This is a genomic window from Sandarakinorhabdus sp. (genome assembly GCF_040398645.1).
Lineage (GTDB): Bacteria > Pseudomonadota > Alphaproteobacteria > Sphingomonadales > Sphingomonadaceae > Sandarakinorhabdus.
The window spans coordinates 1-3,020 of sequence record NZ_JBBATR010000098.1 but is presented as its reverse complement, the minus strand read 5'-3'; the positions used below and the strand labels follow the sequence as shown (position 1 = coordinate 3,020).

The 3,020-nt window shown below is 63.2% G+C and carries 2 protein-coding genes; one reads left to right on the top strand and one right to left on the bottom strand.

Features of this window, described 5'->3' with window-relative positions; genetic code table 11:
- On the bottom strand, nucleotides 1-1,091 hold a 1,091-nt coding region (locus ABWP50_RS13220; RefSeq protein WP_353218454.1), incomplete at its 3' end, for an FAD-dependent oxidoreductase.
- Nucleotides 1,092-1,236: 145 nt separating this feature from the next.
- Between ABWP50_RS13220 and lepA the strand changes: the two genes are divergently transcribed.
- A partial coding sequence (gene lepA, locus ABWP50_RS13215; protein WP_353218453.1) for a translation elongation factor 4 occupies nucleotides 1,237-3,020 on the top strand: 1,784 nt, incomplete at its 3' end.

The window sequence follows — 3,020 nt, the reverse complement described above, 5'->3', positions numbered from 1 at the left end:
GAAAACCCATCGGGCCGGTTGGTGCCGATCGTGCCCGATGGCCCGCGCCGCGCCCAGCCGCTGGCATAAAGCCCAGGCGCAATCTTGCCCGCGTCGCTGGTGGGAAAACGCCCCAACGCCTCGGACCAGTCCACGCCGGGGATCGGCTGCGTGCGGTAGCCGATGCAGGCAATCACCAGCCCGCACGGGATCGCATGAAGTTCGCCAGTGCCCACTGCACGGCCATCCTCCAGCCGGGTGGTTTCCACGATCAGCCGCTGCGCGCGGTGCTGGCCTTCCACTGCGACCGGACGGCGATAAAATTCGAAATTGATGCTCACCGGCTTGTCGCCGCGCGGCTGCTCGGCAAAGTTTCGCAAATGCGTCACCATCTTGCGGTGCCCCGGCTCAAGGGCGGCATCGTCGGCAATCGGCGGCAGATCGGCGGGCCGCAGCACCGGCTGCGCGCGCACCAGATGGCCAAGCTCCCCGGCTTCCTTGGTGGTAAAGCTGGCCTGATGCGGCCCGCGCCGGCCGACAATATGCACATCGCGCACGGCGCTACCGCTCAGCACGCGCAGCGCATGGTCGGCGATATCGGTGCTCGCCAGCTCCTCGGTGGTCTTGGCCAGGATGCGCGCACAATCAATCGCCACATTGCCGTTGCCGATGATCGCCGCGCCATGGTGCGACAGGTCCACCGCCAGCCCGGCATGATCGGGATGGCCATTGTACCAGCCCACAAACGCCGCTGATCCCACCACACCGGGCAGATCATCACCTGGAATGCCGATCGGCTTGTCCAGCGGCGCCCCCACCGACAGCACCACGGCGTCATAAATCGCCAGCAATTCATCCACCGACACATCGCGGCCAACCATGACATTGCCGACCAGCCGCGTGCCCGCCGCCAGATTGGTCGCCTCATAGCGCCGCGTCACCGCCTTGATCGATTGGTGATCGGGCGCCACGCCGGCACGGATCAGGCCATAGGGCGTCGGCAGGCGATCGATGATGTCGATCCGCACATCTGCGCCCCATTTTTTCTGGGCGGCTTCGGCTGTGTAGTAACCGGCCGGGCCGGCGCCGACGATAGCGATGGACAGGGTCAAGTTTGCAGCTCCCACGCGAAATGCACCCGCCGGCTTTGGCCAGCACGCCCGCCCCGGTCAAGTCCATCAACCAAGTGCATCAACAACACCGCCTGCGACGCAGCGCAATTTGCGCCTGCGCCCGGCCCCTGCTACCGCCATCAGCATGAGCGCAGACCAAAGCCGTATCCGCAATTTTTCGATCATTGCCCACATCGATCATGGCAAATCGACTCTGGCTGACCGGTTGATTCAGGCGACCGGCGGGCTGCAACTGCGCGAAATGTCCGAGCAGGTGCTCGACAATATGGACATCGAAAAGGAACGCGGCATCACCATCAAGGCGCAAACCGTGCGCCTGGATTACCGCGCCAAGGACGGCAAGGATTATATCCTCAACCTGATGGACACGCCCGGCCACGTCGATTTCGCCTATGAAGTGTCACGCTCCCTGGCCGCCTGCGAAGGCGCACTGCTGGTGGTGGACGCGGCCCAAGGCGTGGAGGCGCAAACGCTGGCCAACGTCTATCAAAGCATCGAACATGATCATGAAATCGTGCCGGTGATCAACAAGATCGATCTGCCCTCCGCCGATCCCGAAAAGGTCAAGAAGGAGATCGAGGATATCATCGGCCTCGATGCCAGCGGCGCCGTGCTGGCCAGCGCCAAATCCGGCATCGGCATCACCGAAGTCCTCGAAGCCATCGTCACCCGCATCCCGCCGCCCAAGGGCGATTCCGAACGGCCGCTGAAGGCCATGCTGGTCGATAGCTGGTATGATCCCTATCTCGGCGTCGTCGTGCTGGTGCGCATCATCGATGGCGTCATCAAGAAAGGCCAGATGATCAAGTTCATGGCCGCCGACAGTGTGCACCTCGTCGACCGTGTCGGCGCGTTCCGGCCCAAGATCGAGCAGCTTGGTGAGCTTGGCCCCGGCGAAATCGGCTTCATCACCGCGCAGATCAAAGAGGTCGCGCAGGCCCGCGTCGGGGACACCATCACCGATGCCAAGCGCCCGGCCAACGACGCCCTGCCCGGCTTCAAGGAAGTGCAGCCGGTCGTCTTCTGCGGCCTGTTCCCCACCGATGCCGCCGATTTCGAAAAGCTGCGCGAATCCATCTCGCGCCTGCGCCTCAACGACGCCAGCTTCAGCTTCGAAATGGAAACCAGCGCTGCACTGGGCTTCGGCTTCCGCTGCGGTTTCCTCGGCCTGCTCCACCTCGAAATCATCCAGGAACGCCTGACCCGCGAATATGATCTCGATCTGATCACCACCGCGCCGTCCGTGGTCTATCACCTCGTGCAGCGCGACGGCACCCAGCTGCAACTGCACAACCCCGCCGACATGCCCGATCCCTCCACGATCCTGCAAATCGACGAGCCGTGGATCGAAGCCACCATCTACGTCCCCGACGAACATCTCGGCAGCATCCTCAAACTCTGCCAGGATCGCCGCGGCATCCAGAAAAACCTGACGTATGTCGGCGGCCGCGCCCAGGTCGTCTACGAACTGCCGCTCAACGAAGTCGTCTTCGATTTCTACGACCGCCTCAAATCCATCAGCCGCGGCTACGCCAGCTTCGATTACCACCAGATCGGCCACCGCGAAGGCGATCTGGTGAAAATGAGCATCATGGTCAACAACGAACCCGTCGACGCGCTCAGCATGATCGTCCACCGCGCCGCCGCCGACACCCGCGGCCGCCACATGTGCGAACGCATGAAAGACCTCATCCCCCGCCACCTCTTCAAAATCCCGATCCAGGCCGCCATCGGCGGCAAAGTCATCGCCCGCGAAACCATCGCCGCCCTGCGCAAGGACGTGACGGCAAAATGCTACGGCGGCGACGCGTCCCGCAAACGCAAGCTGCTGGACAAGCAGAAAGAAGGCAAAAAGCGGATGCGCCAGTACGGGAATGTCGACATCCCGCAGGAAGCCTTCATCGCCGC